This is a genomic window from Photorhabdus heterorhabditis, assembly GCF_018448905.1.
Lineage (GTDB): Bacteria > Pseudomonadota > Gammaproteobacteria > Enterobacterales > Enterobacteriaceae > Photorhabdus > Photorhabdus heterorhabditis.
In genome coordinates this window covers 19,012-35,226 of sequence record NZ_RCWA01000022.1, presented here as the reverse complement: position 1 = coordinate 35,226, position 16,215 = coordinate 19,012, and the positions used below count along the sequence as shown (strand labels likewise).

At 42.1% G+C, this 16,215-nt stretch carries 10 protein-coding genes; 6 read left to right on the top strand and 4 right to left on the bottom strand.

Annotated features, from left to right (window positions below):
- The first annotated feature begins 4 nt into the window (after positions 1-4).
- Genes casA through cas6e form a run of 5 tightly spaced genes read left to right on the top strand, consistent with a single transcriptional unit; the run spans position 5 to position 4,665 of the window.
- Positions 5-1,609 (top strand): type I-E CRISPR-associated protein Cse1/CasA, encoded by a 1,605-nt coding sequence (gene casA, locus EAE89_RS14230; protein ID WP_214086098.1) that lies wholly within the window; start codon positions 5-7, stop codon positions 1,607-1,609.
- Positions 1,609-2,190 carry a type I-E CRISPR-associated protein Cse2/CasB gene (casB, locus tag EAE89_RS14225; RefSeq protein WP_054480249.1) on the top strand — a complete coding sequence of 194 codons (582 nt, stop codon included), beginning with the start codon at positions 1,609-1,611 and terminating at the stop codon, positions 2,188-2,190. Before casA ends, casB begins: the two co-directional genes overlap by 1 nt.
- A 20-nt stretch (positions 2,191-2,210) precedes the next feature.
- Positions 2,211-3,245: a type I-E CRISPR-associated protein Cas7/Cse4/CasC gene (gene cas7e, locus EAE89_RS14220; protein WP_214086097.1), complete on the top strand. Its 1,035-nt coding sequence runs from the start codon at positions 2,211-2,213 to the stop codon at positions 3,243-3,245.
- A 12-nt stretch (positions 3,246-3,257) separates the two neighbouring features.
- Positions 3,258-4,004: a type I-E CRISPR-associated protein Cas5/CasD gene (gene cas5e / locus EAE89_RS14215; protein WP_054480247.1), complete on the top strand. Its 747-nt coding sequence runs from the start codon at positions 3,258-3,260 to the stop codon at positions 4,002-4,004.
- The gene (cas6e, locus tag EAE89_RS14210; protein WP_054480246.1) at positions 3,991-4,665 is read left to right on the top strand and encodes a type I-E CRISPR-associated protein Cas6/Cse3/CasE; all 675 of its coding nucleotides are present in this window, start codon (positions 3,991-3,993) and stop codon (positions 4,663-4,665) included. The genes cas5e and cas6e overlap by 14 nt, the downstream gene beginning before the upstream one ends.
- Positions 4,666-5,798: 1,133 nt before the next feature.
- Here cas6e and EAE89_RS14205 read toward each other — a convergent pair.
- The 4 genes from EAE89_RS14205 to gltB form a co-directional block, all read right to left on the bottom strand.
- Positions 5,799-6,098, bottom strand: coding sequence for a hypothetical protein (locus tag EAE89_RS14205; RefSeq protein WP_054480245.1), 300 nt, complete (start codon positions 6,096-6,098; stop codon positions 5,799-5,801).
- A 334-nt stretch (positions 6,099-6,432) separates the two neighbouring features.
- Positions 6,433-6,939, bottom strand: coding sequence for a hypothetical protein (locus EAE89_RS14200; protein WP_149617012.1), 507 nt, complete (start codon positions 6,937-6,939; stop codon positions 6,433-6,435).
- Between the two features lie 234 nt (positions 6,940-7,173).
- A complete protein-coding gene (locus tag EAE89_RS14195; protein ID WP_054480243.1) occupies positions 7,174-8,592 on the bottom strand; it encodes a glutamate synthase small subunit in 1,419 nt (472 codons plus the stop codon).
- Positions 8,593-8,601: 9 nt separating this feature from the next.
- Positions 8,602-13,059, bottom strand: coding sequence for a glutamate synthase large subunit (gene gltB / locus EAE89_RS14190; protein WP_149617011.1), 4,458 nt, complete (start codon positions 13,057-13,059; stop codon positions 8,602-8,604).
- 732 nt (positions 13,060-13,791) lie between these two features.
- On the opposite strand from gltB, the gene arcB reads away from it, so the two are divergent.
- Entirely contained in the window at positions 13,792-16,137 is a 2,346-nt protein-coding gene (gene arcB, locus EAE89_RS14185) for an aerobic respiration two-component sensor histidine kinase ArcB (RefSeq protein ID WP_054480241.1), read from the top strand.
- The last annotated feature ends 78 nt before the right edge of the window (positions 16,138-16,215 follow it).

Here is a 16,215-nt window from a genome sequence, read left to right as displayed (position 1 = left end):
TGTTATGAACTTGGTTCAGGACCCGTGGTTGCCTTTCCGCTTACGTGATGGTAGTGAAAAAGTACTGCCCATGAATACGATATGTGATCATGATGTTGTGGACTTCGCTTTACCGCGAGCTGATTTTCAAGGAGCAGCTTACCAATTTGCTATTGGTTTATTGCAAACCGTTTTTGCGCCTGAAGATAAATATCAATGGTATGCCCTGTATGAAACATCACCAGATAAGAAAACATTACAACACGCTTTTAATAAAGTCGTACATGCTTTCAATATTACCGGTACAGGTCCTCTTTTTATGCAGGATTTTGATCCGCTGCAAAAAATAAAATTAACCACTGTTGCTGGGCTGTTAATTGAAGCGCCGGGAGCCAATGGATTAAAGCTTAATACTGATCATTTTGTTAAACGAGGCATCGGTGATGTTATGTCTCTTGAAATGGCCGCTTTAGCACTTTTTACCTTACAAATTAATGCGCCATCAGGTGGTGTGGGACATCGGGTCGGGCTACGGGGAGGAGGGCCATTAACCACGTTAGTATTACCACAACAAACTGATGCAACATTATGGCAAAAATTGTGGTTAAACGTCATTAATCGCAGCGCATGGCATTATTCAGAACCTGATTTAACCAGTGCACAGGTTTTTCCTTGGTTAGAACCAACAAAAGCGAGTGTTGAGCAAGGGACGGAAATTTATTCCGCTGATGTTCATCCTTTACATATGTATTGGGCGATGCCGAGGCGTATACGTCTTGTGGTGGAGAAAAATAAGCAGGTTTGTAAAATTTCAGGTAAGTGTTCTACATTCACTGTTTCTGAATATCGTACACAAAACTATGGTGGTAATTATTCCGGTAATTGGGAACATCCGTTAACGCCTTATAAATGGGACCCCAAAAAAACAGCAGAACATTTATCTATTAAAGGCCAGCCAGGAGGAGTGACATACAAAATCTGGGATGTTTTGGTTTTTAGTCATAGTGACAAAGGGCAACGTTGTGCGCTTGTAGTCAGTCATTTTTATGCTTTATGTCGTGATTTTGCTGAATTGCAAAATGTAATGCCTCGTTTGTGGGTATTTGGCTACGATATGGATAATATGAAAGCACGTTGTTGGTATTCTGTCACTATGCCATTGTTTTTTGTCTTGCCTGAACAACAAGAAAAGGTTCTGAATCAAGTCAAAGAACTACAAAAGCTGGCAACCAATGTGATTTGGCTATGCCGAAACCAAATAAAAGCGGCTTGGTTTGAAAAACCTGTTGATGTAAAAGGCGACATTTCTTTTATTGATCTTATTTTCTGGCAACGCAGTGAGTCTTTATTTTTTTCAGTTATTCATCAACTTATCGATAATACAAAACAGAATGAGCCTATTCTTACGCAGGAGCAAGCTAAACATTGGCTCAATACATTGCGCCATCTTTGTAGAGATTTATTTGATGAACATATTACATTATCTGGGCTTGGCAATGAGCGTTCAATGGCGAAACGCATCAAGGCACGTCAGCAGTTAATAATGGGGCTGTATGGGCAATATGCTTTAAAAGAGATCAAAATATTTATTTCCAATAACCATATTCAATCTGGTAAACAGGAAGTGTAATGGACAGTAAAATTGAAACCATATTATTGCGTTGGTGGCAAAGTATGTTTTTGTCGCCAGAACAATTAAAAGAGAAAGGTATTGCTCCAGCGCCTTCTACTTATAAAGCTCAACTAAAACGCTGTGAAAATATTGAAATGGCCATGTTAACCGAAAGTTTTCGGGATTTATGGCTCAGCTTACCTGATGAAATTAGCTTATCTAACAATCCGGTAAAAATAGAATATTGGGCAACGATAGCGGTGTCATTAGTTTATGTTAAAAGTAACAGTAACATTAAATTCGCCGTGGCAGCAGGTAGGAAAGGCGGTGGAAATAGATCGGTCGTCAGTGAATTGAGATTTTCACAGCTACAAAGTGCCAGAACACCGAACGAATTATTGCACCAATTACGTCGAATTTTACAACAAGTAAAGGGCAATATTTCGGTTCTGGCCCTAGCTCAGGATATTGAGGAATGGTTTGCTGAATATAGACAACTACCACCCTATGAGGCCAATAAGCGTATTAATGTGAAGTGGGTTGTGGATTATTACCGTGCTGCAAGTGGAAAATCGATTGATTTATCAGATCTTCATTAGTTAATTTTAGGATAATCATTATGAGTCAGTTTATTCAATTACACCTGTTAACTTCCTATGCGCCATCTAATCTTAACCGCGATGATTTAGGTCGTCCTAAGACAGCCAAAATGGGTGGTTTTGAACGTTTACGTGTAAGTTCTCAAAGTTTGAAACGCCATTGGCGTACTTCTGAATTATTTGAGCAGGCGTTATCAGAGAATATTGGCATTCGCACAAAGCGTTTTGGTATTAAGGTATTTGAAGCTTTGATCAGTGCTGGGGTGAAAGAAAAATCAGCTAAGGCATTGGCTTCAAGTATTGCTGGTGTTTTTGGAAAAACTAAAAAAGATGCTTTAGAAATTGAACAGTTGGCACATATCAGCCCGGCAGAGCAGCGGTCTGTTATGTCGCTGGTTGCAGTGCTGGCAGAAGAAGGCCGAGCGCCGACATCCGAAGAACTTAATTTGTTAAAAGCTGAGCAAACTGCTGTAGATATTGCTTTGTTTGGTCGAATGCTAGCTTCAAGTCCTGCATTTAACGTCGAAGCCGCTTGCCAAGTTGCTCATGCTATTAGTGTACATACTGTTGTCGTTGAAGATGACTATTTTACGGCGGTGGATGATTTAAATGATGGTAAGGTAGATACGGGTTCAGCCCATATTGGAGAGGCGGGTTTTGCGGCTGCGCTGTTTTACAGCTACATCTGTATTAATAAAACGCAATTGATAGAGAATTTGGGCGGTGATGAAGTGCTTGCTAATAAAGCGATTAAAGCATTGACAGAAGCCGCTGTAAAAATATCGCCAACGGGTAAACAAAATAGTTTCGCTTCTCGTGCTTATGCCAGTTTTGCTCTCGCTGAAAAAGGTGAACAACAACCTCGTTCTTTATCTGTCTCATTTTTAAAACCGATAAATGACAGTAACCAAGGCCTATCTGCAATTAATGCATTAGAAAAGCAAATGCAAAATATTGATAAGGTTTATGGTGATTGTGCTGATGAGCGATATACATTCAACACATTCACCGGAGAAGGGCGTTTGACTGAACTGCTTGAATTTGTGGCTCGGTAGTGGGAGGGCAGAATGAAAGCGTATTTAGTCTTTCGCTTATATGGTTCTATGGCAAGTTGGGGCCAGTCAGCGGTTGGGGGAGAAAGGCCAACGGGATTATATCCTGGTCGTTCTGCAATTTTGGGGTTATTGGGGGCAGCGTTAGGTATTCGACGAGATAATGAATCTGAGTTAGTAAAATTACAAAAAAGTGTATTGATAGCAATTAAGCAAACTATTCCTGGTTCTTTAATACGTGATTACCATACGACACAAGTCCCGACGCACGATAATAACGTCGTTCATCAGAGCCGTAAAAGTGAATTAAGTGCAGATAAACTTAATACCATATTATCGAATCGTGATTATCGTTGTGATGGTATTTGGATAGTCGCTATTGCATTAACTGGGCACGCTTCTTTTACGCTTGAACAACTGCGGGATGCTTTACTTAAACCTGTATTTGTTTTGCACCTTGGACGTAAATCTTGCCCGCCAGCTTTACCTCTTTGCCCTAAATTGATTGAATTATCGACATTAAAAGGTGCATTGGATACGCCTTTTCCATCGCTGACTCATTCTGATAAAGAAGATAAATCATGGTTAAGAGCAGATGGTTTTGTTACTTATTTTTGGGAAGGAAATAAAGATGAAATGATCTCTACAAATACCTTAATAAACTATCCTTGGGATGAGCCGATTAACCGAGGACGTTGGCAATTCAGGCAACGTATTATGTATCAATTTTCTGTTGAGGAGGGTGTTGATGTATCTATCTAAAATTATGCTCCGACAATCAAGCCAGACAGCAAATATATTGGAAAAACTTGGTGAAAATGGTGTTTATACTTCTCACCAATTGTTATGGAAATTATTTTCAGCAGACGAAAAACGTCATTTTTTATTTCGGCAAGAAATTGGAATGATAGGATTACCTGTGTTTTATGTTTTGTCTAAAACTTCACCGCAAACTGAATCACCATTATTCGATGTTCAAACGAAGGCATTTTATCCCCTCTTAAAAGAGGGACAACGTTTAGCTTTCAAATTACGTGTCAATCCGACAGTCTGTATTATCGATCCTTTTGGTAAACGCCGGCGTCATGACGTCTTGATGCATGCTAAGTTTCAGGCAAAACAGCGGGGGGAAACTGGACAGAAAAAAATAAAGGTTATGATGGAGGATGCTGCCCGTAATTGGCTCCTGAATAATCGTCGTATGCAGCAATGGGGTATCCAGTTTGATGATTTATTGGATATTGAAGGCTATACCCAGCATCGAAGCGTAAAAAAGAGAGGGCAGAAAATACAATTTTCTAGTGTCGATTTTCAAGGTCTTTTGACCATTACTAATAGTGATTTGTATTTGGCTCAGTACGCAAAAGGTTTTGGTCGGGCTAAGGCTATGGGATGCGGATTAATGTTAATCAGAGCTGTATGATGGCGTTTTTATTGAAAATCGTAATTCAATAATCTTGATTGGGATAAGCGTATTGATGTTAAAGTGTTTGTGTCCGTAAAACTTATTAGGTTGTAGCTTAACAAAGGGCACATTTATGATTCAAACGCGTGGTAAAAGCAATACTGTTAACTAATGCATTAATATTGCGATTTCCTTGATAGAATGGGAATTAGTCGCTATTCTAAAAAGTATATACCCAATAGATTTCAATTTGCAGCGCGGCGGCAAGAGAACGCATCCCCAGGAGCATAGATAACGATGTGACCGGGGTAAGTGAACGCAGCCAACAAAGCAGCAATTTGAAGGATGAAGGGTATGGGTAGAATGATTACCCTGTTCCTCACGCTTGTGGGGATGCACAGAAACCTCTGTGACGTTTGGACCAGAAAGAATATGTCCCCTTGCTCAATGGGATAAACCGTTATAATTAACGATGAGAGATAGCGCTAATGAGTGTTCCTTGTACCTACGGGGATAAACCAAACTCGATAAACCTCATCAATGAGAGAATTTGAGTGTTCCTTGTGTTTACGGGGATAAACCAGAGTATTTAAAATGGATAAATCATTTTTCTGAGATGTTCCTCGTCTTTACGGGGATAAACCGCGTCAAGAGTGATGCTTTGTTAAGCTCGCTCAATGTTCCCCGTCTCTACGGGGATGAACCCAGTAGTGCTCTAAGTAGCATCAAGCTAAGGAAATGTTCCCTGTAACTGTATACCTACGGGGATAAACCGTACGAAAATGACACTACTGATTTGTCTTCCTTACGTTCCCTGTCTCTATGGGATGAACCGGACAGTAACAGGGATGTAACTAGTAGCAATCTGTGTTCCTTGTTCCTACGAGGATAACTACTTTTGTGGATGTCAGGCTAAAGGTGACTCGTAAACGTTTCTTGTATGCGGGGATGAACCGAACTGATACTGATGTATTTTCGGTTTGGGAAAGAGTTCCCTTTGCTCACGGGGATAAACCGAACAGTTAGCGTTTAATTCAGCCGAGATATACCATGTTCCCCGTCCTTACGGGGATAAACCGCTAAAAACAGAGCTATTCCTGTCTACGGCAATGCGTTCCTTGTGGTCTACGAGGATCAACCTGATTCGGGTTTTATAGTGATGGTAGGGTAAAAGAGTTCCTCGTGTTTGCGGGGATAAACCGATAATAGAAAAGAGTTAAGTAATGAGAGTAAAGTGTTCCCTGTGCTGATGGGGATACGGTGGTTATGTGTTGTTTATTGAGCATCTGTGAGTAATTTGTACTGGTAAGGTTGCTAATGGCACCGCCATCTTGCCGATGCTCTTTTAGCCAATTGATGATTTTTTCTTGTAACTCTCCTTCTAGCTCATCCAGTTTCTCAGCAAGTTCACCGTGGTTTTCCTGTAAATCATTAGTGATAGTAAATGCCATCCCTTTTAGGGCGTAGTAGAACCACCGGTTGCTCCTGCAATATCACTTGCTGATATGAACGACGGTGATTAAGCTGTTGCGCCCATAAATCATGACTACGATAAGCCCAGTACCTGCTGTTATCACTGAGCAAAAACTGCCGTAAGCCCTCGATAGGGTGGGGGAAGCCACTTCAGTTCGAGTGAATTGTCACTGTGTAAAACAGTGACAATTCATTCATGCTGCATATGTGGCAATGATTGAGAACCGTTGGAAGATCGATGGGAACTGTATTCTCAATTTCCAGGAAATAAATGGAGATGGATCAACGTGGATCGATACTGGGCGCACTTATTTAAAATTCCACATTGTAGGCTTTCTCTAACTCCCAGAAACATTCTTTTGCTCTGTTTTTAGCTTCGTATTCTGTAACGGACTTTAAACTCTTGCTGACTTTATCGACGAATTCTATTTTATGCTCTTTGGTTTCAAGTTCTGGTGGGATGGTACAAATATCAGCTAATGATATATTTTTTTCTTTATCTGCGGCAGCAAGGACATCAACAGGATTATTGATTAATGCAATGGAGAGTGCATAGCGTATCTCTCTGGAAAAATCAAGATGCATACTTTGAGTTAATTTGAAGGCCAACTTTACCCAGTTACTATCACCAGTAGTAATTTTGTGAGTAATTTCTTGCCTGACGCCCATTTCTCCTAATTCTGCAACAACAGAGTTAATACCTCTGTTTGTAATCTCTCTGGCAATATCATTGGCTGTAAAGGTTGGTGATAAAGCAAGTGTCGGAAGACTGGTAAACAAAGTCGGGGACAATAATATGAGAGCTTTTATTAGTCGCATTAATATTTCCAGTATTTATAGTTGAGTAAGTATGGTGATATATGAATCAGTATTTGAAATATTTTATTTAAAATTCGTTATAATAAGAAGAAATATTTCCAGATAATTTAGTACGGCAGCAGTAAATGCGTAATGTTCATTAAGATACTTACTCTATATGTGAAGGGTAATTTAATTAATGTAATTTATTGAATTGATAATGGAAATAGGGAGCCGAAACGCTCCCTGTGTTGATTAAATATCGAGGTAGTCGAGAATACTTTGTGCTGCTTTACGCCCTTCGGCAATCGCTGTTACAACCAGATCAGAGCCACGGACGGCATCTCCGCCAGCAAATATCTGAGGATTACTGGTCTGGAAAGGAATATCAGAAAATTCTGGTGCGACGATACGTCCTTGTTTATCTAGTGTAACTTGATGGTCATTTAGCCAATTCATTGTATGTGCTCTAAAACCAAATGCCATAATCACCGCATCAGCTTCGAGTAGATGTTCTGAACCAGTGATAATTTCAGCTTGGCGGCGTCCATTCTCATCAGGTTTACCTAATTGAGTCTGTACCATTTTTATTCCACAAACTTGACCTGAACTGTTGATTTCAATGCTGATAGGTTGCAGGTTAAACAAAAATTCCACGCCTTCTTCTTTGGCATTTTTCACTTCGCGGCGGGAACCCGGCATGTTTATTTCGTCACGGCGATAAGCGCAGGTAACAGAAGCCGCTTTTTGGCGAATAGAAGTTCTGACGCAATCCATTGCAGTATCGCCACCACCGAGGACCACAACCCGTTTACCACGCATATCTATCAAAGGTTGTGATTGTAGAGCGGGATAGCCCATTAGATGCCGGGTATTAGCAATTAGGAATGGCAGTGCATCATAAACGCCATTAGCATCTTCGTTTGCCAGTTCCCCACGCACCGACTGATAAGTTCCTACACCAAGAAATACAGCATCAAACTGTTCAGTCAGTTCAGACAGGGCAAGATCTTTACCTATTTCGGTATTGAGCCGGAACTCAATTCCCATCTCAGAAAAAATTTTACGGCGTCGTAGCATCACCTCTTTTTCTAGTTTAAATGCAGGTATGCCAAAAGTGAGTAACCCGCCTATTTCTGGGTGACGATCAAAAACGACAGTTTGTACACCATTACGGGTCAATACATCAGCACAAGCCAGTCCGGCAGGGCCTGCGCCAATAATAGCGACTTGTTTGCCCGTTGGTTGAACTTGTGACATATCCGGCTTCCAGCCCATAGCAATCGCTTTATCATTGATATAGCGTTCAATATTACCGATAGTCACGGCACCAAACTCGTCATTCAAAGTACAGGCGCCTTCACAAAGGCGATCCTGTGGACAAACGCGGCCACAGACTTCCGGCAGGCTGTTTGTCTGATGGGACAAATCAGCCGCTTCCATGATACGCCCTTCATTGGCAAGTTTGAGCCAATTCGGAATATAGTTATGAACAGGGCATTTCCATTCGCAATAAGGGTTACCGCATGAAAGGCAGCGATCTGCCTGTGTTTGTGCCTGGACTTCTGAAAATGACTCATAGATTTCTACAAATTCTATTTTGCGGATCTTCAGCGGTTTTTTAGGCGGATCGACGCGCTGTAAGTCGATAAATTGATATACATTCTGACTCATCTTGACTCCTTACTGCGCCTGAATTCGCAATTCTGCGGAAGAACGACTGCGATGTCCCAGAAGGGCTTTTACATCACTGGATTTGGGTTTCACAAGTGCAAATTTACTCAGCCACTGTTGCCAGTTAGCAAGAATATCTTCACCACGTTGGGAACCGGTCAAAAGAACGTGTTCAGTGATAAGCCCTCTCAAATGTTCTTCGTGGATAGCCAAGGTATCTACTGCCAGTACTTCAACTAATTCTGGATTAACTCGTTTGCGAAAATCAGCATTTTCATCCAGAACATAAGCAAAGCCGCCGGTCATTCCTGCACCAAAGTTTATTCCAGTACGTCCGAGAATACAGACTATACCGCCTGTCATGTATTCGCAGCCATTATCTCCAATACCTTCTACAACGGTAATCGCACCTGAATTGCGAACGGCAAAGCGTTCTCCGGCACGCCCGGCAGCAAACAGCTTGCCTGCGGTTGCACCGTAGAGACATGTGTTACCAATAATGGTTGCTTGATGGCTTTTGAAGGCAGATCCCACGGGTGGGTGTATTACAATACAGCCACCCGCCATGCCTTTACCGACATAATCATTGGCATCACCGATAAGTGTGAGTTCCAGGCCGCCAGCATTCCAAACACCAAAACTTTGACCCGCAGTGCCATTAAAATGAATTTTTATTGGAGCCGCTGCGATCCCTTGATTACCATATCGCTCAGCAATAAAGCCAGAAAGAGAAGCTCCGACTGAGCGATCGGTATTACGGATATCAAAATAGAAAGTTTTACTTTTTTGATTTTCAATATAACTGACGGCTTGAGACAGTAAGTTTTGATTCAGGACTCCATCATCAAATGGTGGGTTGTTTTCAGTGCAATATAATGTCTTGCCCTGATGTGGTTCCGCTGTTGCCAATAGAGGTTCAAGATTTAATTTGCTTTGTTTTGCTGAGATGCCTTCCAATACTTCAAGTAGATCAGTTCTGCCTATCAGATCAGTCAGATTTCTGATACCTAATTCAGCCATGATCTCTCTGGTTTCACGGGCAATAAAACGGAAATAATTCATGACCCGTTCAGGTAATCCGTGGTAGTGGTCACGGCGTAATTTTTCATCCTGAGTTGCGACACCCGTTGCGCAGTTATTTAGATGGCAGATACGCAGATATTTGCATCCAAGGGCAACCATTGGCCCAGTGCCGAAACCGAAACTTTCAGCGCCAAGAATGGCTGCTTTGATGATGTCTACGCCTGTTTTCAGTCCGCCATCTACCTGTAAGCGGATCTTATGGCGTAATCCGTTGGCAACCAGAGCTTGTTGGGTTTCCACTAATCCTAATTCCCACGGGCATCCGGCATATTTCACAGATGACAATGGGCTAGCACCAGTACCGCCATCATAACCTGCGATAGTAATTAAATCGGCATAAGCTTTAGCAACACCGGTTGCAATTGTGCCAACTCCCGGTTCTGAAACCAGTTTTACTGAGATCAATGCCTTGGGGTTGATCTGTTTTAGATCGAAAATCAACTGAGCGAGATCTTCAATCGAGTAAATGTCGTGATGTGGTGGTGGAGAAATGAGTGTGATACCTGGTACGGAATAACGTAATTTTGCAATATAAGGTGTCACTTTATCACCTGGTAACTGCCCTCCTTCCCCAGGTTTAGCGCCTTGTGCTACTTTAATTTGAATCACATCAGCGTTGACCAGATAGGCGGGTGTCACGCCAAATCGACCGGAAGCAACTTGTTTGATACGGGAAACCTTTTTTGTACCGTAACGCGCGGGATCTTCTCCACCTTCACCAGAGTTGGAAAAGCCACCTAGTGTATTCATTGCTTCAGCCAGAGCTTCGTGTGCTTCAGGGCTTAATGCACCAATCGACATCGCGGCAGTATCAAAGCGTTTAAACAGCTCTTCGGCTGATTCCACTTCATCTATGGATATAGATTCATCTTTTGTTTTTATCGTCAGCAAATCACGGATTGTCGTAATGGGTCGCTGATTAACCAGACGAGCATATTTCAAGTAGTCGCTGTATTCACCGCTATGAACCGCAGATTGTAGAGCACTTACGACATCTGGGTTATAAGCATGATATTCGCCATTATGAACATATTTTAGCAATCCTCCCTGATCAACCGGCTGGCGGGCAAGCCATGCCCGTTTGGATAAATTTCTCAGATCTTGCTCAAAATCACTGAAGTTAGCCCCTCCAATCCGGCTGATGACACCGTTGAAGCAAAACTCAGTGAGTTCAGAATGTAAGCCAACGGCTTCAAACAATTTAGAACAACGATAGGAAGCAATCGTCGAGATACCCATTTTCGACATGATTTTATATAGCCCTTTATTGATGCCATTGCGGTAGTTGAGCATGACATCAGCATAAGGTTTGTTAATCGTGCCATTATCGACCATTTTTGCCAGTGATTCGTAAGCCAGATAGGGGTAGATAGCTGTTGCACCAAATCCCAGTAGTACAGTGAAATGATGCGGATCACGGGCACTGGCTGTTTCTACTATCAGGTTGGTATCACAGCGCAAACTTTTTTCTACCAGACGATGTTGAATAGCACCAACAGCCATGGGGGCGGGTATTGGTAATTTTTCTGGTGTAATATTGCGGTCAGATAATATCAGTAGTACCGCACCATCTCTGGCGAGTTGTTCAGCCTGGTCACACAGTACAAGCAGGGCATTGTGCAGATGGGTTTCCTGTGGATTGAACGTTAAGTCTAAGCGTTCTGTGCGGTAATGTGGACTCTGCTGAGTGGTTAATTGATGAAAATCAGAGTAGAGCAGAATCGGGGATTTAAAACTTAGCCGATGTGCCTGTCCCTCCGCTTCACAAAATACATTCATCTCACGTCCTATGCAGGTTGTGAGAGACATAACATGTGCTTCGCGCAGTGGATCGATGGGTGGATTAGTGACTTGAGCGAATTGTTGACGGAAATAGTCATAAATAATTCGTGGGCGGCTGGAGAATACAGCAAACGGAGTATCATCACCCATTGAACCTGTTGCTTCTTGGCCGTTTTCTCCCAGAACACGGATAATTTGATCCAATTCTTCATTGCTGTAGGCAAATTGCTTGTGATAAACCGCCAGGGATTGATCGTCCAGATCCCGGTGACCCGATTGATCTTGTCGTAATTCTTCGAATGGGGTAAGGCGTTTAACGTTTTTATCCATCCATTCTTTATATGGATGGCGGCTTTTCAGGTCGTTATCGGTTTCTTCTGCATGAAGAATGCGGCCTTGGCGGGTATCAATCACCATGAGTTCACCGGGACCGACTCGTCCTTTTTCTATTACTTCATCTGGCTGATAATCCCAGATACCGATTTCGGAAGCACAGGTGATCAGTTTATCTTTTGTGATGACATAACGTGCCGGGCGCAGGCCATTACGATCTAGGTTACAAGCAGCATAGCGGCCATCTGACATGACGATACCGGCAGGACCATCCCATGGCTCCATGTGCATGGAGTTGAAGTCAAAGAAAGCTCGCAGATCCTCATCCATATCAGGGTTGTTTTGCCATGCAGGAGGAACCAGTAGCCGCATAGCACGGATGAGATCCATTCCACCATTGAGAAACAGTTCTAGCATATTATCGAGTGAGCTGGAGTCTGATCCTGTTTCGTTTACGAAAGGGGCGGCAGTTTGTAAATCAGGAATAAGCGGAGTTTTGAATTTATAGGCTCTTGCCCGTGCCCACTCGCGGTTACCATTTATCGTATTTATTTCACCATTATGAGCGAGATAGCGGAAAGGTTGTGCTAGTGGCCAGCGTGGGACTGTATTGGTTGAGAAACGTTGATGAAACAAGCAAATAGCTGATTCTAGACGTAAATCAGCTAGATCAGGATAGAAGCGGGGCAAATCTGCCGCCATGCATAATCCTTTATAGATAGTGACCAGATTGGACAAACTGCAAACATAAAAGTCACTGTCGCTGATGCGTTTTTCTATTCGGCGGCGGGCAATGAAGAGACGGCGTTCTAGATCTCGTGCGCGCCAGCCAGCAGGAGCATTAACAAAAACCTGTTCGATACGGGGGAGGCTTGAAAGGGCTATTTCACCCAAAATATCAATGTTGGTCGGTACCTCACGCCAGCCAACGACTGACAGAGTTTCATTTTGTAACTCCTGTTCGACTATTTCCCGGCAGGCTTGTGCAATCTGAGAGTTCTGGCTGAGAAATAACATACCGACTGCGTAATTACGAGCTAAACGCCACTCTTGCTCCTGCGCGACCATACGAAAAAAACGGTCGGGTTTTTGCAGTAATAAACCACAACCATCACCTGTTTTACCATCTGCCAGGATAGCACCACGATGTTGCATGCGCGCCAGTGCATGGATAGCGGTACGAACGACTTTGTGGCTTGGCTCCCCTTCGATATGGGCTATCAGTCCAAAACCACAGTTATCCTTTTCTTGAGATTTGTTATATAGCATAGTGAACCTCCCCAGGTTCTGTCCGACTCTCACAGAAACTCACAAAAATTTGTGAGATTAATGTTTTTACGGGTGTCTGAATTGCGTCCTTAATCAACTATCACTTGTTTGTTAGAAATAGGTGATACAAACAATATTGTGTCACTGCATAATTATGGTTCAGATGAGGATCTGACTGATGATTTCCAGTGGCTTTCCAAATTAACGAGAAATGTAAATCAGGTCAAATATTGCCGGGATAAGGCTGAAATCGGTAAAATGTTGATTTAATTTTATGATTTTTAAGTAAAAAATGTAATGTTGGTGTTGTGTGATATAGATCATGTTGGAATTTTAATGTGAGCTATCTCACTAATATTAGTGTGATATCTGTTTTATATATACTGTTAAATGTTTATTTTTCAGATTTAAAGTCTGACAAACTAAAACTATATAGTATTAATATATATTTTTATTTCTTTATAAGAATAAAGTTTTATCCTCATCGTGGTTATCAACATGGTAAAAAAGAATTTTATGCTTATTTTGGCGGTCAATATGATTATATATTCATATTTGGATTGTGAAAAAAGGCCGGCAAAGATGAAAAGCCAGAATAATATTTGGGAAGTTATAACCTAAACTATTACGTAATACTATTGTTTTATCGGGTCAACAATTTCTGTATTCCTTCAACGAAGTAGTCGGTTTTTTACGGTATGATTTGGATTGGTCATATGAACAGGAGTCTTTATGAAGTTGCTCAGGGGCCTGGCCCAATATTATGTTGATTTAATGATGAAATTGGGGTTAGTTCGCTTCTCATTACTGCTTGCATCTGCATTGGTGGTTCTTGCCATGGGTGTACAGATGGTAGTGACTTTCCTGCTTCAGGGAGGAGTACAAAGTATTGATTTAGTCCGTTCAATCTTCTTTGGTCTATTGATTACTCCCTGGGCTGTCTATTTCCTTTCGGTTGTTGTTGAGCAGCTTGAAGAATCCCGACAACGATTATCCAGATTAGTTGAAAAATTGGAAGTTATGCGTCAGCGCGATAGAGAACTTAATCAGCAATTAAAAGATAACATTATTAAGCTTAATCAGGAGATCTCAGAAAGAGAAAAAGCAGAGCAGGCGCATCTGATGTTGTTGGATAAATTACAAGAAGAGGTGAAACACCGTGAGCAGACCCAGGTTGAACTGGAACAGCAATCGGTATTACTGAAATCTTTTCTCGATGCTTCTCCTGACTTGGTCTATTACCGTAATGAAAATAATGAGTTCTCTGGTTGTAACCGGGCCATGGAATTGCTGACGGGCAAAAGTCAGAAACAGCTTATTGGTCTGACACCCCATGATGTTTATGACAAAGAGGTTGCTCGTAAGGTGATGGAAACTGATGAAAAAGTATTCCGTCATAACGTTGCGCTGACTTATGAGCAATGGCTGGTTTATCACGATGGCCGAAAAGCCTGTTTTGAACTGCGGAAAGTCCCTTTTTATGATCGGGTAGGAAAGAGACATGGGCTTATGGGGTTTGGGCGCGATATAACGGAACGTAAGCGCTATCAGGACGCTTTGGAGAATGCCAGCAGGGATAAGACGACTTTTATCTCTACGATTAGCCATGAGCTTCGTACGCCTTTAAATGGCATTGTTGGTTTGAGCCGCATCTTGCTCGATACTGAGTTGACTCCTGAGCAAAATAATTATCTGAAAACGATTCATGTCAGTGCTATCACGCTGGGTAATATTTTTAATGACATTATAGAAATGGATAAAATTGAGCGGCGCAAAGTGCAGATTGATAATCAGCCAATTGATTTTACCGGTTTTATGTCCGATCTCGAAAACCTCTCTGGGCTTCTTGTGCAGCCAAAAGGTATTAGATTTGTCATGGAACCCGCATTGCCATTACCCGCTAAAATTCTCACAGATGGTACTCGCTTACGCCAAATTTTATGGAACCTGATTGGTAATGCGGTGAAGTTCACCCAAGAAGGCGAGATTAATGTTCGAATCTGGTATGAAGAAGGAGATCGTCTGCTTTTTGAAGTCACTGACACGGGGATTGGTATTCCTCTTGATGAGCAGGAGAAGATCTTTGCGATGTATTATCAGGTGAAAGGCAGTAGTGGTGGTTGTCCAGCAACAGGAACGGGTATTGGATTGGCTGTATCCAAACGCTTATCCCAAAGTATGGGAGGAGATATTGTGGTGGAAAGTGAGCCGGGAAAAGGCTCTCGATTCACATTGTCTATCATTGCGCCTGCTATGGAGGAGCACCTTCCATGTGAAGAAGATACAGAAGATTATCCCCTTCCGGCTTTGCATATCCTGTTGGTAGAAGATATTGAGCTGAATGTCATAGTTGCTCGCTCAGTACTGGAAAAGTTGGGTAACAGCGTAGAGGTAGTAATGAATGGTAAGGATGCTCTTGCCGTGTTCCAGCCGGGAGAGTTTGATCTGGTATTACTTGATATTCAACTGCCTGATATGAGCGGATTAGATATCGCTCGTGAATTATGTAAGCGTTATACCAAACAGGGGCTGCCCCCACTTATTGCGCTGACTGCTAATGTTTTAAAAGATAGAAAAGAATATTTAGATGCGGGTATGGATGGAGTACTGAGTAAACCACTTTCTGTCAATGCGTTAACTGCCATTATTGAACAATTCTGGGGAGAGCAGTCTGTATATTGTATGAAGCCAAAGGAAGATGAGTTGGGATTGATGAAAAAAGATGAAGATTTACTTGATACAGAAATGCTTAATCAATACATAGAACTCGTTGGCCCTCAATTGATTCGCAATAGTTTAAGTGTATTTGAAAAGATGATGCCGGGGTACCTATCTGTTTTGGATTCGAATATGACAGCTAAAGACCAGAAAGGCATTACGGAGGAAGCCCATAAGATAAAAGGTGCCGCAGGTTCGGTCGGATTACGTCATTTACAGCAACTGGCTCAGCAGATCCAATCACCGGATTTACCCGCATGGTGGGATAATGTTCAGGAATGGGTTGATGAGTTAAAACAAGAATGGAGAAACGATACAGAAATTTTAGGGGAATGGTTGGCAGATGCAGAAAAAAAATAACCCCAACCGAGGTTGGGGTGCGCGAATACTGCGCCAACACCAGGGAAAACTTTTTACACGCCTATCTAATACATCTTT

Coding starts and splice junctions, on each gene's coding strand:
- casA (WP_214086098.1), top strand. CDS start 5: ATGAACTTGGTTCAGGACCCGTGGTTGCCTTTCCGCTTACGTGATGGT.
- casB (WP_054480249.1), top strand. CDS start 1,609: ATGGACAGTAAAATTGAAACCATATTATTGCGTTGGTGGCAAAGTATG.
- cas7e (WP_214086097.1), top strand. CDS start 2,211: ATGAGTCAGTTTATTCAATTACACCTGTTAACTTCCTATGCGCCATCT.
- cas5e (WP_054480247.1), top strand. CDS start 3,258: ATGAAAGCGTATTTAGTCTTTCGCTTATATGGTTCTATGGCAAGTTGG.
- cas6e (WP_054480246.1), top strand. CDS start 3,991: ATGTATCTATCTAAAATTATGCTCCGACAATCAAGCCAGACAGCAAAT.
- EAE89_RS14205 (WP_054480245.1), bottom strand. CDS start 6,098: ATGGCATTTACTATCACTAATGATTTACAGGAAAACCACGGTGAACTT.
- EAE89_RS14200 (WP_149617012.1), bottom strand. CDS start 6,939: ATGCGACTAATAAAAGCTCTCATATTATTGTCCCCGACTTTGTTTACC.
- EAE89_RS14195 (WP_054480243.1), bottom strand. CDS start 8,592: ATGAGTCAGAATGTATATCAATTTATCGACTTACAGCGCGTCGATCCG.
- gltB (WP_149617011.1), bottom strand. CDS start 13,059: ATGCTATATAACAAATCTCAAGAAAAGGATAACTGTGGTTTTGGACTG.
- arcB (WP_054480241.1), top strand. CDS start 13,792: ATGAAGTTGCTCAGGGGCCTGGCCCAATATTATGTTGATTTAATGATG.